The organism is Undibacterium sp. TJN19, assembly GCF_049339485.1.
Taxonomy (GTDB): domain Bacteria; phylum Pseudomonadota; class Gammaproteobacteria; order Burkholderiales; family Burkholderiaceae_D; genus Undibacterium.
The window spans coordinates 132,604-149,448 of the sequence record NZ_JBMPPL010000007.1; the positions used below are offsets into that span (position 1 = coordinate 132,604).

At 50.4% G+C, this 16,845-nt stretch carries 13 protein-coding genes; 8 read left to right on the forward strand and 5 right to left on the reverse strand.

The window, feature by feature from the left end; all coding sequences use genetic code 11:
* Window positions 1-95 precede the first annotated feature (95 nt).
* The gene (locus ACO0LH_RS18945; protein ID WP_422942695.1) at window positions 96-1,151 is read left to right on the forward strand and encodes a hypothetical protein; all 1,056 of its coding nucleotides are present in this window, start codon (window positions 96-98) and stop codon (window positions 1,149-1,151) included.
* 194 nt (window positions 1,152-1,345) lie between these two features.
* Complete coding sequence (locus ACO0LH_RS18950) at window positions 1,346-2,350, forward strand: hypothetical protein (protein ID WP_422942696.1); 1,005 nt, start codon at window positions 1,346-1,348, stop codon at window positions 2,348-2,350.
* 14 nt (window positions 2,351-2,364) lie between these two features.
* Here the strand turns inward: ACO0LH_RS18950 and dacB are convergent, their stop codons facing one another.
* Complete coding sequence (gene dacB, locus ACO0LH_RS18955) at window positions 2,365-3,846, reverse strand: D-alanyl-D-alanine carboxypeptidase/D-alanyl-D-alanine endopeptidase (protein WP_422942697.1); 1,482 nt, start codon at window positions 3,844-3,846, stop codon at window positions 2,365-2,367.
* 226 nt (window positions 3,847-4,072) lie between these two features.
* Here dacB and ACO0LH_RS18960 point away from each other — a divergent pair, with 226 nt between their 5' ends.
* The 5 genes from ACO0LH_RS18960 (at window position 4,073) to ACO0LH_RS18980 (ending at window position 10,223) form a co-directional block, all read left to right on the forward strand.
* Window positions 4,073-6,046 (forward strand): peptidase U32 family protein, encoded by a 1,974-nt coding sequence (locus tag ACO0LH_RS18960; RefSeq protein WP_422942698.1) that lies wholly within the window; start codon window positions 4,073-4,075, stop codon window positions 6,044-6,046.
* A gap of 196 nt (window positions 6,047-6,242) precedes the next feature.
* Entirely contained in the window at window positions 6,243-6,590 is a 348-nt protein-coding gene (locus ACO0LH_RS18965) for an STY0301 family protein (RefSeq protein ID WP_422942699.1), read from the forward strand.
* A gap of 135 nt (window positions 6,591-6,725) precedes the next feature.
* Window positions 6,726-7,706, forward strand: coding sequence for a tetratricopeptide repeat protein (locus tag ACO0LH_RS18970; RefSeq protein ID WP_422942700.1), 981 nt, complete (start codon window positions 6,726-6,728; stop codon window positions 7,704-7,706).
* 722 nt (window positions 7,707-8,428) lie between these two features.
* Window positions 8,429-9,784, forward strand: coding sequence for an MFS transporter (locus ACO0LH_RS18975; RefSeq protein ID WP_422942701.1), 1,356 nt, complete (start codon window positions 8,429-8,431; stop codon window positions 9,782-9,784).
* Between the two features lie 223 nt (window positions 9,785-10,007).
* The gene (locus tag ACO0LH_RS18980; RefSeq protein WP_422942702.1) at window positions 10,008-10,223 is read left to right on the forward strand and encodes a hypothetical protein; all 216 of its coding nucleotides are present in this window, start codon (window positions 10,008-10,010) and stop codon (window positions 10,221-10,223) included.
* 276 nt (window positions 10,224-10,499) lie between these two features.
* On the opposite strand, the gene ACO0LH_RS18985 is transcribed toward ACO0LH_RS18980, so the two are convergent.
* The 4 genes from ACO0LH_RS18985 to ACO0LH_RS19000 form a co-directional block, all read right to left on the reverse strand.
* Window positions 10,500-11,432: a prolipoprotein diacylglyceryl transferase gene (locus tag ACO0LH_RS18985; RefSeq protein WP_422942703.1), complete on the reverse strand. Its 933-nt coding sequence runs from the start codon at window positions 11,430-11,432 to the stop codon at window positions 10,500-10,502.
* An 88-nt stretch (window positions 11,433-11,520) separates the two neighbouring features.
* Window positions 11,521-12,216 carry a M949_RS01915 family surface polysaccharide biosynthesis protein gene (locus tag ACO0LH_RS18990; RefSeq protein WP_422942704.1) on the reverse strand — a complete coding sequence of 232 codons (696 nt, stop codon included), beginning with the start codon at window positions 12,214-12,216 and terminating at the stop codon, window positions 11,521-11,523.
* 80 nt (window positions 12,217-12,296) lie between these two features.
* A complete protein-coding gene (locus tag ACO0LH_RS18995; RefSeq protein ID WP_422942705.1) occupies window positions 12,297-13,559 on the reverse strand; it encodes an MFS transporter in 1,263 nt (420 codons plus the stop codon).
* A 150-nt stretch (window positions 13,560-13,709) separates the two neighbouring features.
* On the reverse strand, window positions 13,710-15,695 hold the full coding sequence (locus ACO0LH_RS19000) for an alkyl/aryl-sulfatase (RefSeq protein WP_422942706.1): 1,986 nt from the start codon (window positions 15,693-15,695) through the stop codon (window positions 13,710-13,712).
* A 225-nt stretch (window positions 15,696-15,920) separates the two neighbouring features.
* Here ACO0LH_RS19000 and ACO0LH_RS19005 point away from each other — a divergent pair, with 225 nt between their 5' ends.
* Window positions 15,921-16,832, forward strand: a complete 912-nt coding sequence (locus ACO0LH_RS19005; RefSeq protein WP_422942707.1) for a LysR family transcriptional regulator — start codon at window positions 15,921-15,923, stop codon at window positions 16,830-16,832.
* Window positions 16,833-16,845: the final 13 nt, after the last annotated feature.

The window sequence follows — 16,845 nt, forward strand, 5'->3', positions numbered from 1 at the left end:
GTCCGACCGTAATTTGCCTTAAGGGAATTATGCAATACCTCAACCAGAAATTTGTTTTTACCAGACAAAAACGCCAACTTCTTTTTATTGAAAAGTTGGCTTACATCGCATTGGCGATCAGCCTTATCGGCTCTTTTGCCTGGTTATTGAGATGGGATTCCTTATATCTTGACCGCTTATATGCGGCCTTGTCTGCCAGGACTTATCGTGGCTGGATATACTTCATTGCGGCTTTTCTGACGTTGACAGTGCAATTTGCGATGCAATGGTCTTACCGTACCGCGCTTTTGATTGCCGACAGTGACGGCTTGCGCCTGGAACAGACTTCACCTTCGGCAATGGCCAATCTGTTTTTCTGGGGCCGGAAAATCAGTTGGGCTGATCTTGGCAAGGTTTCCTATATTTCACGCATGAAGGTTCTGCAACTGAATTCAAAAAAGAATGCTTTGTTCCCCTGGGCGATACGTGTCGGTGAATGGCAATTGCAGGCGGTACAGCCAGATCATGTAAATGATAAAGTCAAAAGCAAGAATGCTGAACCGGATCTGATCAGGGTATTTCGTGAACACGGTATCTTCGATGCCTTCCCCAAAGATCATCGTCTGGCAGCCATAGAATTTGATTTGATGGGACATCCCGTCACACGGAATTTATTGATACTAATGGCAGTGCTGATTGTCTATAGCGTAGGAGATAATTTTGCGCAAAGCGAATCCTGGGTGTTTTTCAACTCTGCTTACTGCCTGCCACACGTGATAGCCGGTGCGTTTGGCGCGCTGGTTTTTGGGCTCTACATGGGTTTTGGACGTTTTTCCCAGTCGTTGCCGGGTCGCATTGCTGCTGGCATGGCGGTCATGTTAGGGGTGATGATTGCTGTAGCCAGTTATGTTGGTGGCGTGCGTATCAATCAAGTTGTTGGCGGGCCTTTGCTGGAAGTTTCCTATAATCGTAATCTTACCTGTAGCGCACTGGTGCCGCAGGATAGCGCACAGCCCGTCATTGAATACACGGGTATGGCAAGGGCTTACTGGTGCAGCATTCCCGAGAAAGATGTCGTCAAGGTCAAGCTGCGCCGTGGCCTGTTTGGGTTTTATCAGGCTGATTTGAAAGAGCACAGCGTTGCCATTCGAAATTACAGACGAGAGCATTGAGTTTGATGCGCCAGGATGGGCATTTGTGAAGGCCGGTTCATTATCGATTGTTACAGATCGTGAAGGCCCGCAAGGACAGGGCAGGGATCAGTTAAAATCATTTCTGCTTTTCCCTCACTGACAAGAATAATGCCTCCGTGCAAGTCTACTTAAGATCTGTATATCTCCTTGTTTTGCCTTGCTGTCTGTTCATCATGGCAGGCTGCGCACGCACAGAATCTGTGCAGACACTGGAACGCCGGGACTTGATGCGGCTGGTATTCAAAGGCTGGGACAGCAGTCAGCAAAAATCCATCGTCAAGGCACCACAACTGAAAGTAGAGATACCTGCCCTGGCAGTACAAGGCATGCGCATGGATGCACTGCAAGTCGTACGTCTCAATGAAGATATAGCCGTCTTGCTGGTGAAAGGCGAAGCGCTGCAGCCCATAAGTTTAAATAATGGACCAGCATCAAGCGCAGTTTCTGCTGCTGCTGCTGCTGCTGCTGCTGCTGCGTCACTGACATCTGCTCCATCAACCACATCAGCCTCAATGGTGCAAACCCTGTTGGCCGCATACTGGTTCCAGCGTCGTGGTGAAGCCTGGTCGCTGGTGAACCGGCAAGATGTGGTGGAATGGCTGACCCCAGTCGGCCCGACAGGTGACAGCAAAATCATCGAGTTATTTCCCGGCAATTTCGCACTGGCGTTGGAACATGCGCAATTACAAAAAGCAGGGCAAAAAACTGAGCAAAACAACTGGCTCAGCTTGTATCGCATCACGTCTGACAAAGTTAGCCTCATGCTGGAGAAAGACAAAGACCTGGAGCTGGCGCAGCACGTGGAAAGTGCGCCAGAATGCACAAGCATGATGCGCCCCACCAAAGGCAAACATGCGCGCCTGCATGTACATGACATTGAACAGTCAGAACACAGCCCGGAACATGGTGCAGACCATGAGCTGCCGCATTGTTATGACTATCAGGCGAAATGGGAAATCGCTGACGGTATTGACACACCCGGCGATATCACTCTCAATTTCAATAGCAAAAACTATCGTTACCGGGAAGTGGGGCGCAGCACCGACAGCAATGGTGAACGCACCCTGAGCTATGATTTACAGATATCGGCGCAAAAGGGAAATAACCTTTATCACTTCAATGCCGACACGCAAAAATATCAATTGGTCGTCGCTGATAAAGTCAGGCGCAGCAAATAATTTGGCACGGGCTCTTAGAGCCTGCCCGCTGCTACCCATGTGATCAGCTCATCCAGTGCAGCTTTGGCCTTGATGGCTTCGTCATGATTGATCATGGCAACGACGATCCATTGCTGATCATTGATGTCCCTGACATAGCCAGCGATAGCCACCACATCTTTTAAGGTACCGGTCTTGATGCGCGCACGCATTTCTGCCGGGCTGCCTTTCAGGCGGCGGCGCATGGTGCCATCCAGCGAAGCGATGGGCATGCTGCTGGCAAATTCCGCATTCCAGTTACTGCGTGCAGCCACTTGCAGTATGGTCGCCATTTGCTGTGGGCTGATACGTTCTGCGCGCGACAGGCCTGAACCATTTTCCAGCACCAGGCCTGCATCACTGACACCTTGTCTGGTCAGCCATTGCCGTATGCGCGTCTCTGCTGCCTGCATGGTATTGGGCACGGGTTTGCTGGCTGATTCTGCCCCCAGGGTCAGGAACAGCATGCGTGCCATCGTATTGTCAGATTGCTTGTTGATGATGCGTATGATGTCGGCCAGGGATTCTGACTGGTGTTCTGCCAGCAAGACTGCTGAAGCAGGGGTTTTGCCATCACGCACCTGACCTTGCCAACTGCCCCCCATTTCTTGCCACAGGCTGCGTATCAGACGGCTAATGTATTCGTTGCGGTCAAGTATGTTGATATTGTTGTTGATCTTGCAGCGCCTAGGGAAACCGCCGCTCAGCGTGATTTCAAGCGCAGACCTGTTTTCTGCCTCATTGACTATTTCCACCAGCGGTGGCAACCATTCGTTTTCCCAGGCTGAACAGGGCAGGTCATTGAAATGCAGGTGATTGTTGACGCGCACTTTATCCAGGGGCGTATTCATGCGCACATCGATTTTTTCTGTACCAGCTTCTATAGCAAAACTGGTCAGGTTATTGTGCACCAGCAGGGCATCAGGTATGACGTTGTAATAGGCGTCTGGATACTGGTCGAACTGTGGCGCACCGACATCAGGCCGTTCAGGCTGGAAGTAGCTGCGGTCAAGTATGATGTCGCCACGGATGCGGCGTACGCCTTGCTGACGCAAGCTGCGCAACATGCTGCTAAGTTTGTCCCAGCCCAGATTGGGTTCGGCACCACCGCGCAGGTAGAGTTTGCCTACATAGCTGTCCTTGCTCTCCTTGTTTTCCTTACCTAAGACCTTGTCGCTGAACAACTGGGTTTTCCAGCGAAAGGTCGGCCCCAGTTCTTCCAGGGCAATCAGCGTCGTCAGCAATTTCATGGTTGATGCCGGGTTCATGCCACGATCTGCATTTTGTGACACCACCGGTACGCCCCCACTTGCCGGTAACACCAGCGCACTCAAGGACTGCGTCGGCACGCCGGTTTTATTGAAAACTGCCTCAACCGCAGGCGGCAGACTGGTTTGCGCGCTGGCGCTACCGGCAATCAAAAAAATCAACGCACTTGTGTGCAGATGACGCTTAAAACAGGCGTAAGATTTGTGCATGAGGTAAAAATCTGGCTAAAGTGCATACATTGTAAAGCAGGCAAGGCTGGCGACAGGGTTTGTGTGTTTTGTTGACAATGAAATTGTATTAGAAGCACATGCCCTGAAGTTATGTACTGAAATTTCCGTCATCCTGCCATTTTTCTTCCCCTAAACGACGATCAAATGAGACATAAGCCCTTGATTTCGTTATAATTTCGCCCTTTCCATGTCACCGGTGCCCGCCATGACCTTGCTTGCCAACCAGACCGAACTGCTCTCTCCCGCCAAAACTGTAGAAATTGGCCGGGAAGCGATCTTGCATGGTGCTGATGCCGTGTATATCGGTGGCCCTTCGTTTGGTGCGCGCCACAATGCCAGTAATGAAATCAGCGAGATAGCCAGCCTGGTGGAATTTGCCCACCGCTATCATGCACGTATCTTCGTCACCATGAACACCATCCTGCATGATTCCGAACTGGAACCGGCAAGGAAGCAGATACATCAGCTCTATGACGCTGGTGTTGACGCGCTCATCGTGCAAGACATGGGCATATTGGAACTTGACATCCCGCCCATACAACTGCACGCCAGCACCCAGTGCGATATCCGTGGCGTGGAAAAAGCCAAATTCCTTGGTGATGTCGGCTTTTCGCAACTGGTGCTGGCGCGTGAACTGACGATCAAACAGATACAGGCCATCAAGGCGCAAGTCGCCACGCCACTGGAATATTTCGTACACGGCGCACTGTGCGTCGCCTTCTCTGGTCAGTGTTATATCTCGCATGCCGACAATGGCCGCAGTGCTAACCGTGGCGATTGCTCACAAGCCTGCCGTCTGCCTTATACCTTGAGCGATGGCGAGGGCAGGGTAGTCGCTTATGAAAAACATCTGCTGTCGATGAAAGACAATGACCAGAGCCGCAACCTGGAAGCCTTGCTTGATGCCGGTGTACAGTCATTGAAGATAGAAGGCCGCTACAAGGACATGGGCTATGTGAAAAACATCACCGCCCATTACCGTTTGCTGCTTGATGAAATCCTGGAGCGCAGGCCAGAATTAACGCGTGCTTCCAGCGGCCATAGCCAGGTTGCCTTCACACCTAACGTTGATAAAAACTTCCACCGTGGCCATACCGATTATTTTGCCAATGGCCGCCTCGATGACATAGGCGCATTCGACTCGCCAAAGTATGTCGGCCTGCACCTTGGTTATGTCACGCGTATTACCGCGACCTTTTTTGAGATGGAAACCAATGAGCCCATGGCCAATGGTGACGGCCTCAACTATATGCTCAAACGTGAAGTTGCTGGCATACAGGCCAATACGGTTGAACGTGTCGGCGCGTCAGAAAATGGTGAAATCTGGCGCGTATTCCCCAATGAAAAAGTCGCAGAACTGGCTGGTCTGAAAGTTGGCACACTGATCAACCGTAATCGTGACCACCGCTGGGAACATGCACTGACCAAAAAATCCGCCGAGCGCCGTATTCCTGTCTATATGACTTTGACAGAACAGCCAGATGGCCTGCGCCTGAAGATGACTGATGAAGACGGCGTGACCTCTGAAGTCAGCACACAGCTCGCATTGGAACCCGCACAAAACCGCGACAAGGCAGAAGCAGGCCTGCGCGATAATCTCGCCAAGCTTGGCAATACCATGTTTGAAGCGGCCCAGGTCAACCTCGATTTGCAGCAGCCATGGTTTGTGCCATCCTCTGTCATCAACGCCTTGCGCCGTGATGCGGTGGCTGCGCATGAAGTCGCACGTAGCGCTGCATGGCAACGCCCTGAACGTACACCGGCAGTCGAACCACCAGTCGCCTATCCAGAAACAACCCTGAGCTACCTCGCCAATGTGTACAACCACAAAGCGCGCAGCTTTTATGAAAAACACGCCGTACAACTGATCGCCGCTGCCTACGAGTCGCATGAAGAAGCTGGCGAAGTATCACTGATGATCACCAAACACTGCCTGCGCTTCTCGTTCAACCTCTGCCCCAAGCAGGCCAAGGGTGTGCAGGGCGTACAAGGCCAGGTCAAGGCAGAACCGATGACACTGGTTACAGGTGAAGAAAAATACACCCTCAAATTTGATTGCAAGCCCTGTGAGATGCACATCATAGGCGCAATGAAAAAACACATACTGCAGGCACCACCGCCATCATCGGTGCAATACAGTACCGTGACCTTTCATAAGAACAGGCCGCAGACGGTGTGATGTTGTAATGGCTATAAATTGAAGGCTCAAAAAGTGGAAATGCTTTTTGGGCCTTTTTTGTATTGTAGGTCAGCGTTTGTAAAAATTCTGATGAATGGCTTATTGCATCAATGTGATAATCTGGAATAAGTTTTTGACATTAGCTTTTTGCAGTCACTTTTTTTGCCACTTTTTTGTTACTTAAGAAGGAGATACTGTGTTTATTAAATTCAAGTTGAAAAGCCTGGTTTACGCATGTCTGGCACTCATCATGCTAAAGCCAGCATTTTCTGCAGAGACTTGCCCACGACGGGATGCTTCTTTTCCCCTATCGGTTACAGTCTTCGACGGTACACCAGAAGAGCTTGCCAGTCTGGTGCCAGAAGAGAGCGGCAAACGTTCAGGTTATTGGTTGTTGGAATCTGTTTACGATCAAAAGCGTTCTGTTACGGTGCTCTGCAAATACGCCGATGGACATGTTGAGCGGGTTGATCTCAAACAAAGGGTCAGCAAATGCAACTATCAAATCAATAAAAAAAATCAGTTTAGTATTCAATGTAAGTAAATGCTGTCATCACTGGTGATTTTTCACAAGATCTGGCAACAGGCTGTGTGATGACTTAGTGTACGTAAATTGAAGGCGCAAAAAAAGCGAAAATGCTTTTTGGTTTTTAATTAAACTGAGGAATATATTCTTTACATGCATATCTATCCAATGACAAAAAATATTTTCAACGCATGCTGCATCTTGTTAATTTCACTTAACTTTGTAAGCGCACCAAGTTACGCCGATATTAGCAAAGGTGCTAGTGCGTATGCCCGCGGGAATTATGCGGAAGCATATGCAGAGTGGCTGGGCTCGGCAAATAAAGGTGAAATGATTGCTCAATATAATATGGGAATATTGTATTTGAGCGGCAAAGGGGTTGCGAAAGATATGAGCAAAGCGCGTGAATGGTTTACTAAAGCAGCAAAGCAAGGTCATGCAGAATCTCAATACAATCTTGCAGAGGTGCTCAGGGTAGGTGTAGGCGGTCCCGCACTTCCAGGCGAGGCATTCGCATGGTACCTGAAAGCGGCACAGCAGGGACTGGGCATCGCACAATGTTATGTCGGCATGAGTTATGAAGCTGGCGAGTTAATAAAAGCTGATATGGCTGAGGCTGTTGCGTGGTACCAGAAGTCAGCAGCGCAAAATGATTCTTGTGGTGAATATCACTTGAGCAGTTTGTATTTTTCCGGTAAAGGAATAGGGAAATCAGAAGAAAAAGCCATCGTATTATTAACGGATGCCGCTATTAAAGAATGGCCTGAGGCGCAGTCTGATCTGGGATATATGTATATGACTGGGAAAAGTGTGAAAAAGGATTTTTCCCAAGCTTTAAGCTGGCTTGAAAAAGCAGCCCTGCGAGGCGATGCCGTCGCTTTCGCCAACTTATCGGCCTTGTATGCAAATGGCACTGGGGTTGAGAAAAATTTGGTTATCGCATATGTCAATATTTTGATTGCATACAAACTTGCAGAGCAAGACAAAGAACGCAAGGCCTATGCTGCGGGACGTGACAATCTTGCCAGTAATATGTCAATAAAAATGATAGCACAAGCAGAGAGTCTGGCCAATAATTGGCATGCAGGCGACCAGTTGCCAAAAGCTGCTGCCGTGATTCCGTCGGATAAATAGTTGTCCGGTAAATATAAAGAAATCAATGCTCAAACAGGGAAAGACCGTACGGCCACATAGTCAAAAAAGATGACTATGTCCGCTTATTCGCCATTCGTCCTTCCATCATAAACAACCGGCTGGTTCTGAGTTGACCGATGTGTCTTCCATGTGGGGCGACCCGTCGGCGTGTTTGCGATTTATGGACGAGGGCAAGTCTGGGTGAGCACAGAATGGACAAGGCCAGATGGGTTGACCGAGGTTCACGCCATTGCTGTTGATACAGAGGCGATAGAGTTTGTAAAGGGTGCTTGAGCCAAGGAGGTGGACTAAGGATCACTGCAGGCAGTAACTTTGCCAATAGGCTTAGCGATGCAATCCCGACTCAATTCACCATGGCAGTTTTTCTGCAAATCTTAAAAGCCTATGATTGGTACCTTCTGAAAATCGCATATTGACTCTATCGTAAGCTTATTTTTGTTATACGTTATCGTACAACAAAATTTTGTACAAGTAAGTTAAATAATTATCTCCTCATCGTTCAACGCGGTTATTTACTATGAATCATGCAAGTGAACCTAGCTTCAAGTGCTGAGTTTTTCTGAAAACAATATTCATTACAATTCTAAGTTGTAGGACGTCCTATAACAATGTATAGTTTTAGATATATTTAACCCGGCCTTCGCATTGCGTTAAAGAGCTAGCAGCGTGACATGCCAAGAAACTATACAAATGGGGACAGGATGGACGCGCAAGCATTAGCAGCAGGCAGGCAGAACAGCCAGACACGCACAGGAACCCGCTGGGGTATCTTGCTCATTTTATTCATTGTGACGACCATCAATTATGCTGATAGGGCGTCTATTTCCATTGCCGGGCCGGAGTTAAGCAAGAGCCTTGGTTTGTCCACAGTACAGATGGGATTTATCTTTTCTGCATTTGCCTGGTCTTATGTGTTGGCGCAAATTCCAGGTGGATGGCTGCTCGACAGATATGGTTCAAAAGTGACGTATTTCTTCAGCATCTTCCTGTGGTCGCTGTTTACCATGCTCATGGGTCTGGTGGGGTTTTTGTCTGGGGCGATGGCTATCACCGTGCTGTTTGCGCTGCGCCTGCTGGTTGGTGCGGCAGAGGCGCCATCGTTTCCGGGTAACAGCCGCATTGCTTCTGCCTGGTTCCCTGTCAGCGAGCGTGGGTTGGCGGCGGCGATCTTTAATTCAGCACAATATTTTGCGACCGTGATTTTTGCGCCTTTCATGGGCTGGATTGTTCATCAATGGGGATGGGCCAGCGTATTTTATGTCATGGGTTCACTGGGCATCATGATGTCTGTCGTCTGGAAGTTCAAGCTGCACGACCCGCAAACGCATCCGCGCATCAATGCTGCAGAACGCCAGTATTTAAAAGACGGCGGGGCATTGATAGATCTTGAAACTGCACATCAGGTGAAAAAAACAGAACAGCTTGATACCCGGTCCATCATCAGGCAATTGCTGTCCAACCGCATGCTGCTGGGTGTGTACATCGGCCAATATTGCATCAATACGCTGACGTATTTTTTCCTGACCTGGTTCCCGGTGTACCTGGTGACAGAAAGACATATGACTATTCTCAAGGCGGGCTTCGTCGCTGCCATACCCGCCATCGCAGGCTTTATTGGCGGCGTATTGGGCGGTATCATTTCTGACCGCATGATCAAGTCTGGCATGTCATTATCCAAAGCCAGAAAAACACCTATCGTCATTGGCCTGCTCATGGCGATGAGTATGATATTTTGCAATTACATTACAACAGATGCCGTGGTCATCGCCACCATGTCACTGGCATTTTTTGGTAAAGGTATTGGTGCACTGGGTTGGGCTGTGGTTTCCGACACTGCGCCTAAAGAAGCGGGCGGGCTGAGTGGTGCACTGTTCAACACTTTTGGTAACGTCGCCGGCATTACTACGCCTATCGTCATTGGCTATATTCTGCAAGCCACAGGTTCATTTGCAGGTGCGCTGGTTTTTGTTGCCGCCAATGCTGCTATTGCTATCTTTTGCTATGTGTTTATCGTGGGCGATATCAAGCGTATGGAGTTTAATTCTGTGAAAGCGTAAAGAAAAAATAGCAGGGGCTCTGGGCGGCAGGTGTTGAGAAAAAGCGCATCCTGTCAGATGGAGATATCAGCCTTTCATTGCCGCCTTTCCAGCAGCGTACTTGAGCAAATCCCATGTAACCATCTGAGATGACAATTGTCATGCTGCTTTGCTGACAGCTGCTACTGATGCAGGCGGCCTGTTTCTTCTACACTGAAGCCTCACTCAAGAACGAAAGGCGGCCATGTCAGACTTACTCTCTTATTCTCAAATCGTTCCACTGGGCGCATTTGCTGTTGCTATTGCCTACGCCATCTGCAATGCCTGGATCAAGACCAGCCAGCACGAGACCGAGCTGCAACAGCGGACTATGGAACACCAGGAAAAAATGAAAGCGATGGAACTGGAAATCGCCCGCAGCCAAGCAGCGATGACGGATAGAAAGAGCCAGTTAGCCTGATTCGCAAACACGGATCTCACGCATGCCTGATTTGATCAGGCTCATCCGATTCTTTGTGGGAGCGGCTTCAGCCGCGAACCGCCTGAGACACGTCACAGGCAATATCACATATTTGAGAGACCTGGTGCAGTCCCTAAGCTTTACATTCGCAAAATTACGTTTCACTAATCGTACCTAATCGGGCTAACTTTCCCCTTGGGGGTACCCTGACTCAATCCTGCTCTTCAAAATGACTTTCCCAGTTTATGCAGATTGCGTCTCAGGTGCCAGCTTTAGTCAAAGCTTCCCCCGCGCTTGCAACGGGTGATTTCCCTGGATAGATGATTTTCTACTTAACGCCAGCATGCCTGCAAATCCCGCGACAATCAGCGCACCAGAAATGAATTCTGCCTGTGTCGCATGGATGCCAAGAATATCGAATACAGGATTGATGCGAATTTTTTCTATCAACAAACGCTCTATTCCAGCCAGCAGCATATACATGGCGAACAGCCAGCCGGCCTGGAAGGGGTTTTTCCTGAAAACCCATAACAAGGCAAAGCAGGTCATGCTCATCAAGACTTCATACATGGGGGTAGGGTATACACCCGGTGCGGCAATGATGGCGCCGACGATATTGTGATCATAGGTTTGCGCCCACGCCCACAATGGTAGCCAGTCAGGTTTCAATGCCATATTTGCCGCACTGCCCCAGTCACCGTCGCCTGATACCTGGCAACCGATGCGGCCTATGGCATAACCCAGCATCATTGCGGGTGCGGCCGCATCCAGCATGGGTCGCAAGGGCAATTGCCATCTTCTGACACAATACACACCTGCCAGTGTGCCAAGGATCAGTCCACCAAAAATACTCAGGCCAGATGTTGTGAATATCATTGCCGATGGATTGGCTAAAAATTCGTCGATATGTTCAAGCAGATGAAACAGCCTGGCACCTGCGATGCCGGCCAGCATGACGACCAGAGTGAGGTCGCCGACGATTTCCTGTGGCAGTATTTCAACGACAGTACGATTGCCTTGTTTCCCTTTGCGCTTTATCCTGGCAGCAGGAATAATTCCAAGGTCGTGCTTGCGTTGCAGTTCACGCTTGAGTACAGATGAGGCCACCAGCATGGCAATCGCGACAAAAAGGCCAAACATCGGCAAGGGCAGAGGAAGCGAAATACCAAACAAGCCATGCACTGCATCGGTTAAATAAGGGAAGGCCATGTAACTGTCTAATCAAAAAAAGATAATTTTAATCTTAACATGGGGTCTTATCGCAGTCGGTCTTTTAACTTGAACTCACGAAGCAGCTCTATTTGCTCTTAACTTTTCTCGGCACAAATTTATAGCTATTGTCGAAGCCATATTGATCAAGTTCATACATCTTCGCCATCTTCTTCACCAGATATTTTTGCATTGAGGCAGGCAATAAGAAAAAATTCTCTGTCGCCGTAGTCTGCCGTTCGCCGTCCAGTGTTCCAGTGATCGCACGTATGACGACCTTGCTCCCTTTGTAAAGCAGGATGATCTTGATGCGTCCGGAATAGGCATCCGTGTTGACGGCATTACTGTCTTTCTGGTCATAGACGCGGTAAACCAGAATGGGGTCAATCAAACCGTCGCCATCAATATCCTTGAGTTCTACAAGCTTGCTCCAGAATCCGATACCAGCTTCTTCGCTGTCCGCCTTGTCGCGAATACGCACAGGTAGACTGAAGGAGTTGTCGCTTTCCAGCGTGAACAAATGTGCTTCTACTGCGCTGGATAATTTTTCATTTGCATATACCTTGTCCTGTTTCTCGGTCAGGTACAGCACATGCTTGCCAGATTGATCGCTGTAGCAATAATGCCTGAAAACCGGTAACAATATCCTGGCTTTTTTCAACGTGTTCGCGCTCAGCATCATGGCATCGTCAGTACACTTTGGCTGGTATTGCCTGTCCTGGCCAATTGCCAGTGCGGGCAGGAAGGTGATCATGAAGGGGAGTAGAAATGCGGACAGTTTCATGGTAAATGCAGGTTGGAACCGGGCACTCAGGATAGCAAAGATAGGCAGGATCTGCTTCTCTGTGTGATGGCCATATAGGATCAGGCCTTGCTTACCAAAGTCTTGTCCGTCATTTTTGCCCGTTGCCATGCCCAGCCCGTGTACAAATGTATGGCGACAGCCAGGCAGCCATTGATAATGAGGGCGGTGCGTACACTGAGCAAGTGGACGGATATACCTGTAATCAAACTCCCTGATGACAGGCCGCCGCGCATTGCCAGCATATACAGACTGACGGTCTGACCGCGTAGTTGCGGGCTGGCACTGGTCTGTAAGATTGAATTGGCTGCTGTGTTGCTGGCTGTCATGCACAGACCAGCAAAAATCAGCAGGACAGGCAAGCCCCAGTACCAGGTATTTAATGCAGCCAGTACCAGCGTGAGGCCATACACCGCTGCCAGCCTTGCGCTGAAGCGGCGCAAATCAATTGCCTTGCTTATCAGCAGCAGGCTGAACGCGCCCAGCATGCCACCCACGCCAAAAGCAGCCATACCTATGCTGAAATGGGCGGCATCGCCTTGCAGCGACTCTTTGACCAGCACTGGCGTGAAGGTGATCAGTGGGCCGCACAAAAAACTGGTTGTCAGCACCGTGAGTAGTGCGCCGCGTAAATTGGGGTCGGCAATGATGCTGCGGGCACCGTTAAAAAGCTGTTTTCCGCTTGTCGCATCGGTGTTGTCGTAAACTGTTTTCCCTCGCGGCAGTATCCACAGGGCTACGGCAATAAAGGGCAGGTAAGACAAGGCGCTGATAGCGAAACACCCGGCAGCCCCCATGCTGACCAGCAGTATACCGGCGATAGACGGCCCCAGTATGCGCGAAAGATTGAACTGTATTGAATTCAGGGCGAGGCCCTGTGATATCTGCGCGTGTTCTACCAGACTGGGCACGATGGACTGGAAAGAAGGCATGGACAGTGCGTCTGTCACGCCAACGACGAGCGACAGGCAGATGATGATCCACGGATGTACCGCACCTGTCAGCAGCAATACCACCAGCAAGGTCGGGCACAGCATCTGTATTGACTGAAAGACGGCAATGATGCGACGCCGGTCACCACGGTCGGCCAGCACACCACCGATCAGGGTCAGCAAAAACGTCGGCGCGCCCAGGGCAAAACTGTCGAGACCTATCATGAAAGACGAAGCGCCAAGGCTGAGCAAAAGCCAGGGCTGGGCAACCTGCTGTGCCCAGGTGCCAATATTGGACAATAAGCTGGCAAACCAGAATGTGCCAAAGCGCCTGGTTCTTAACAGAGCAAAGGATGCCGGTAAATTGTTTTTTCGTGTTTGCGGTGTTTCCATGTCTGGGTAATCAGGCTTGAGCGTGATAGTAAGGTCTGCACCTGTTGAATAACAGGGCAGCCCTATGCTATCGCAGAAGACGTGGCTCCGGGTGGCAGCGTTACATTCTGAAATCTGATCACTGATTTACGGTCTTACTTAGTCACTTGGTCACTTGGTGACAATCGCAAATGTCCCCGGTGTCTTGTCGATCAGGCCAAAGAAACGCACGAGGTCTATCCTGCTGCCGTCCACTTTCAGGTCGTCACTGAACAGTGTGTCTTTTACACCTGCCGTGCCGGCCATCATCTTGATGAAGATGGGTTTGGTCAGGGAAAGGGTGGCATTGGCATCTTTGGCTGGCTCGGCCTTCTTGTGATGCAGCACGGCATTCTCTATCCAGAGGACGTAAGACTCTTTACTGTCGGTCAGTACCAGATTGACTTTGAAATCCTTGCCTTCCGCAGCTGCGCCATCAAGACCAGCGGCCATTGCTTCCAGAAAGCGTTCTATGGGTGTCTGGCTCAGCATTTCTATCATGCTGGCGCGGTTCACGCCTTTTTTGGGCGGGCCATTGCGCAATTCATTCGCGGCAGTCAGGTAGCTGTTGCGCCAGGTGGAGGCTTCTGCGGCATAGCCCATTTGTTCATAGGTACGCGCCAGCAGTTCTTTGGCTTTCTGGTTATTGCTGTCGGCAAAAACCACATGATTCAGCAGCTCTGCTGTCCAGCGGTAATCACCCTTGTCAAAAGCAGCCTGTGCTGCGCTGATCGCCTTGTCGGCACCACCAAATAATTCCAGGTAGTGTTTGGCAGATTCTTGTGGTGGCAGGCGGTTCAGGTTGGCCGGATTGCCATCGTAGGCCCCCAGGTAAAATTGATAGACCGCTTTGACGTTATGGCGCAGGTCGCCATAATAACCGCGTGCACCGAAATAGGTTTCCAGCGATTTTGGCAGCTTGATCTTGTCGGCAATTTCATAGGGTGTAAAGCCAGCATTGATCAGGCGTACGGTCTGGTCATGCGTGTATTGATAAACATCGCGCTGCTTGGTGATGAATTCTGCAATGCGTGCATGGCCCCATACAGGCCAGTTGTGCTGGCCAAAGTAGACATCGGCATCGGCACTGTGCACCAGTGCCTGTTCCAGGTAATTGCTCCAGCGTTGCGCATCGCGTGCCTTGGCGCCGCGTACAGGCAGCAGGTTATGCATGGTCTGTGCCAAGATTTCTGCGCCCGCATAGGCTTTTTTCTCAGGGATGACAAAGGTCAGTTCAGATGGCGCTTCTGCCCCGGGTACATTGTGGAACACAAAGCTCACACCATCCACAACCAGGTCTTGCGTAGACTGGGTAATCAATTGATTTGGTTGCAGCACGCCTATGCTGCCATAGGCCACACCCTTGCCAAGACCGGTATCAACCAGACCCCTGGCCGATCGTTCAAGATCTTTGCCGAACTGGTAGCTGGATCGCCTGGCCATGGCTGTACCGACCAGGATGTTTTCACTGGTGGCCTCTTCCATGAAACCATCAGGTGCAATCACAGGCAGCTTGCGGCTTGCTACTTCTTCCGGGGTGATGATGCCCAGGGCGCCGCCGAAATGATCGGCATGGCTATGTGTGAAAATAATGGCACTGACAGGTTTGTCACCAAGGTGCTTGCGTGCAAAGGCGAGGGCACTGGCTGCGCTTTCCCTGGATGTCAGCGGATCAATGATGATCCAGCCGCTTTTACCTTCGATGATGCTCATGTTGGCAATATCAAAACCGCGCAACTGGTAGATGCCATCCGTGACCTTGAACAGGCCGATCTGCGCATTCAGCTTGGCATGCCGCCACAGACTGGGGTTGACCGTGGCGGGTGCCGGGCCCTCTATGAATTTCCAAGCATCGAAATCAATCAGCACTTCACCAGCAGGCCCCAGGATTTTTCCTTCAGGGCGGGCAATCAGGCCATGCCTGGCATCTTCAAAATCTTGCTGATCATCCAGCGCCAGGGATTTGCCCATCTCTTCATTCGCCTTGATTGTGGTCGGACTGGCTTCACTGGCAGGGCCTGCGGCATTTTTCTGGCCACAGGCACTGAGCAGCGTGATGGATGTCAGCAGCATAGCAGAAACGGCTGCCATGATCGGTTTGCGGGGTTGATCGTGCATGGATGTCTCCAGATTTTAATTATTCTAAACAGATGTTTTGTTCAAGAGTGTAGGTTGACTGATTTTTGGTGTCCAATGCATTCTTCGGCTAAAATCAATGCAATGGATGCATTGGTGTTTTATCGCTCGTCCTGTTGAGTGGCAAGGGTTGGTGTTTCCATCTGCTCATGGACGATAAATCAGGGTAATTGCAAAAATGCTATCTGGATATGTCAGGGAATTGCAATGGAATTGAAGCGTTTAAAACACGTACTTGCCCTCGCAGATGAAAAGAATTTTGCCCGTGCAGCAGAGCGTGTGCATTTATCGCAATCTGCCTTGAGCCGCAGCATACAGGCAGCCGAAACCGAGCTTGAAATACAGTTGTTTGATCGTGGTACGACAGAAGTGACGCCAACACCGGCCGGACATTTTTTTATCGACAGGGCGCGCAAGCTGTTGTTTGACAGCCGTTGCCTGGAGCGCGATATCGAACTCTACCGCCAGAAGCAGATTGGTGACCTGGCCATTGGTGTCGGGCCTTTCCCTGCGGCGACCCTGTTACCGCTGCTGATGCCGGAATTGCGGCAAAAATATGCAGGCATACGTCTAAGGGTGGAAGTCAATAACTGGGAATATCTGGCCCAGCATCTGCGCAGTGAAGAACTGGATTTTTTTGTTGCCGACACACGCGACCTGCCGCCCGATCAGGATCTGGATATTCATTTGCTGGCACCGCAGCGCGGTGGTTTCTTTGTGCGGGCTGGTCACCCTCTGTTGAACAAGAAACGTGTCAACCCCAGAGATATCGTGCCTTTTGGGCTGGCTACCGTGCGTTTGCCCCAAGCGGTACGACAGGCATTGGCGCATCTGATGCAACTGGAGCCAGGCACCGCCTTGCCTATTGCGCTCGAATGCGATGATGTGTTGACGCTCAAACGTACCGCTTTGGAATCAGATACAGTACTGGCAGCGATCTATGCGGCGGTCAGCGATGAGATACAGCGCGGCCAGATGGTACCTATACACATGGCCGATGCGCCAACCATGTATTCAAAAGTCGGCATCGTATCGTTGCGTGGTCGCAGCCATTCGCCAGCGGCGCAATTTGTGATAGAACGCTTCCGGTCACTGGCTGAAGCCAATGCCAGGGAATAAGCCTGGCATTGCA

Bases quoted from the DNA above. Each gene is read 5' to 3' on its own strand.
- ACO0LH_RS18950 (WP_422942696.1), top strand. From the start codon at position 1,346: ATGGCAGGCTGCGCACGCACAGAATCTGTGCAGACACTGGAACGCCGG.
- dacB (WP_422942697.1), bottom strand. From the start codon at position 3,846: ATGCACAAATCTTACGCCTGTTTTAAGCGTCATCTGCACACAAGTGCG.
- ACO0LH_RS18960 (WP_422942698.1), top strand. From the start codon at position 4,073: ATGACCTTGCTTGCCAACCAGACCGAACTGCTCTCTCCCGCCAAAACT.
- ACO0LH_RS18970 (WP_422942700.1), top strand. From the start codon at position 6,726: ATGCATATCTATCCAATGACAAAAAATATTTTCAACGCATGCTGCATC.
- ACO0LH_RS18975 (WP_422942701.1), top strand. From the start codon at position 8,429: ATGGACGCGCAAGCATTAGCAGCAGGCAGGCAGAACAGCCAGACACGC.
- ACO0LH_RS18980 (WP_422942702.1), top strand. From the start codon at position 10,008: ATGTCAGACTTACTCTCTTATTCTCAAATCGTTCCACTGGGCGCATTT.
- ACO0LH_RS18985 (WP_422942703.1), bottom strand. From the start codon at position 11,432: ATGGCCTTCCCTTATTTAACCGATGCAGTGCATGGCTTGTTTGGTATT.
- ACO0LH_RS18990 (WP_422942704.1), bottom strand. From the start codon at position 12,216: ATGAAACTGTCCGCATTTCTACTCCCCTTCATGATCACCTTCCTGCCC.
- ACO0LH_RS18995 (WP_422942705.1), bottom strand. From the start codon at position 13,559: ATGGAAACACCGCAAACACGAAAAAACAATTTACCGGCATCCTTTGCT.
- ACO0LH_RS19000 (WP_422942706.1), bottom strand. From the start codon at position 15,695: ATGCACGATCAACCCCGCAAACCGATCATGGCAGCCGTTTCTGCTATG.
- ACO0LH_RS19005 (WP_422942707.1), top strand. From the start codon at position 15,921: ATGGAATTGAAGCGTTTAAAACACGTACTTGCCCTCGCAGATGAAAAG.